3 protein-coding genes and 1 pseudogene are annotated in these 1344 nt (G+C 34.2%); 3 read left to right on the top strand and 1 reads right to left on the bottom strand.

The features are described from left to right. The 3 genes and pseudogenes from DMP16_RS11470 to DMP16_RS09925 form a co-directional block, all read left to right on the top strand. Nucleotides 1-80: pseudogene (locus DMP16_RS11470) on the top strand (phosphate transport regulator); the annotation flags it as partial. After that, nucleotides 81-629: a tRNA-intron lyase gene (gene endA / locus DMP16_RS09920; RefSeq protein ID WP_069282315.1), complete on the top strand. Its 549-nt coding sequence runs from the start codon at nucleotides 81-83 to the stop codon at nucleotides 627-629. Between the two features lie 37 nt (nucleotides 630-666). Beyond that, entirely contained in the window at nucleotides 667-1059 is a 393-nt protein-coding gene (locus tag DMP16_RS09925; protein WP_069282316.1) for a hypothetical protein, read from the top strand. Here the strand turns inward: DMP16_RS09925 and DMP16_RS09930 are convergent. After that, nucleotides 1060-1344, bottom strand: a 285-nt coding sequence (locus DMP16_RS09930) for a flavoprotein (RefSeq protein WP_342764253.1), incomplete at its 5' end; no start/stop codon positions are given.

Genomic DNA, 1344 nt, shown 5'->3' on the forward strand with positions numbered 1-1344 from the left:
CTGATAGACTTGAGGATAGTGAAGATTTGTTAAAAGTTTCGGCTGATGATATTACTTACATAGCATATGAGAGGATATAAATGATAAAAGGCGTGTTAGTGGGTTCAAGGATAATAATACCCGATATCCAAGAAGCTAAGTATATTTACTCTAAAGGCTTTTATGGAAAGCCAATTGGGATATCTAAACCAAAGAGCCCAAACGAAATTAATAGACCGTTGGAACTATCTTTAATAGAAGGGGTTTATTTGGTCAAGAAGAGTTTGATGCAAGTTTTTGACAACAATAATGAAGTTCTTGGCTATACAAGATTATATGAATTAGGATCAAAAACTATAGATAAATTCGAAATAATTTATAGAGTTTATGAAGATTTAAGAGAAAGGGGATTTATAGTTAGATCGGGAATGAAATACGGAGCTGACTTTACAGTGTATACGTTAGGACCAGGAATTGAACATGCTCCTTTCGTAGTTATATCAGTTGATGCTAACCAAGACTTAAGTCCTCATGAACTGCTAAGCTTTGGAAGAGTATCTCATAGTACTAGGAAGAGATTAGTATTAGGTCTGGTTGATAGAAAGAGTAATAGTATAAGATACATAATGTTTAAATGGGTCAAAATATAATTTAAATTAGTAATCAGAGTTTGGGGGTTTAAGTAGATTGAGAAATGGTAATAGAGGCTTTGAAAGACAACCTCCTTCATTTACAGATGAACCAAAACCACTACCATTAGGCGATAAGTGTAACTATTTGTGCCCATATTTTAGATGCAACAAAAGAGCATTGTTAATACAAGTAAAATATTCAAAGGGAAATCCGTATAAAGTTGGATACTGTAGATGGGTAGGAGATGTATGCATAACTGGTGAATGCCAATATGCGTATTGTGAGAAGAGGGCACTGTTACCTGGGAACAAGTGTGCGTTTGCGATCAATAAGAAATCAGGGCAGAAGGAGGAAGAAATTGAAAAAGAACTTGAAAAAGATGATTATGATGAAAAGATGAAAGAAATATTAACTAAGAAATTTGGCAAGAATGTAGATTTATTTTAATTAACCATTCCATCTCTTGTATATATCATGTTTTATGCCTAAAGCGTCAAGAGCTTTACCTACTACAAAGTTTACAAAGTCATCAATAGTTTTTGGAAGAATGTAAAAGCCAGGTGAAGCTGGCATTATTATTACCCCAAGTTTTGCCAGTCTTAATGCATTCTCTAGCTCTATAACCCCTAGTGGTGTTTCTCTGAGAACTAAAACTAACCTCTTATTAGTTCTGATAAAGTTTAACGCGGTCCTCACTAACAAATTAGAACCGATACCGTGGGATATCTGAGC

This window comes from Sulfolobus sp. B1 (assembly GCF_007050195.1).
In the GTDB taxonomy this organism is placed as follows: domain Archaea; phylum Thermoproteota; class Thermoprotei_A; order Sulfolobales; family Sulfolobaceae; genus Saccharolobus.

Coding starts and splice junctions, on each gene's coding strand:
- endA (WP_069282315.1), top strand. CDS start 81: ATGATAAAAGGCGTGTTAGTGGGTTCAAGGATAATAATACCCGATATC.